This window comes from Pseudogemmobacter sp. TB195, from assembly GCF_058313095.1.
In genome coordinates, this window is the sequence record NZ_JBZEGG010000178.1 from 1 (window position 1) to 563 (window position 563).

Genomic DNA, 563 nt, shown 5'->3' on the forward strand with positions numbered 1-563 from the left:
GCAGGCCAGGGAAGGCATGCTCTCATTTGGTTGATGTTGCCGATGATTGTACGCAGACCGCCGGTCGGATAACGCTGGTGACGCTGATTTTGAATGACGATTCGCCGGCCCGCCGGCGCCACCGGCTCAGGGACTGGGAATGCCGTATCTTTCGAGGGTCGTTGTCGCCGTCGCGACCACTGTTTTGCTCGCCGGCTGCTATACGACGACGCCGGACCCGCAGGTTTCCAGCCGCGACGCCGAATGGCTGGCCCAGGTTCCCAAAGCCGAACAGGACCCGGTCTACGCCCGCTACCTGATGAAGGACGACACCGGCGAGGAGCCGGGAACCATCATCGTCGACACCAGGGCGCGCCAGCTTTACTACGTGCTGCCCGGCGGCAAGATGATGCGCTACGGCGTCGCCGTCGGCAACGAAGCCTTTGGCTGGACAGGAACCGCCATGGTGCAGCGCAAGGCCGAGTGGCCGGACTGGCATCCCCCGGCGGAGATGAAACAGCGCTGGCCGCATGTGCGCGACACGAAGGGCGGCCCTGGCAATCCGCTGGGCGCGCGGGCGCTGT

The 563-nt window shown here is 65.5% G+C and carries 1 protein-coding gene; it reads left to right on the forward strand.

Annotated features, from left to right (window positions below; genetic code table 11):
* Positions 1 to 139: 139 nt before the first annotated feature.
* On the forward strand, positions 140 to 563 hold a 424-nt coding region (locus AC4FS3_RS29245; RefSeq protein ID WP_491023456.1), incomplete at its 3' end, for a L,D-transpeptidase.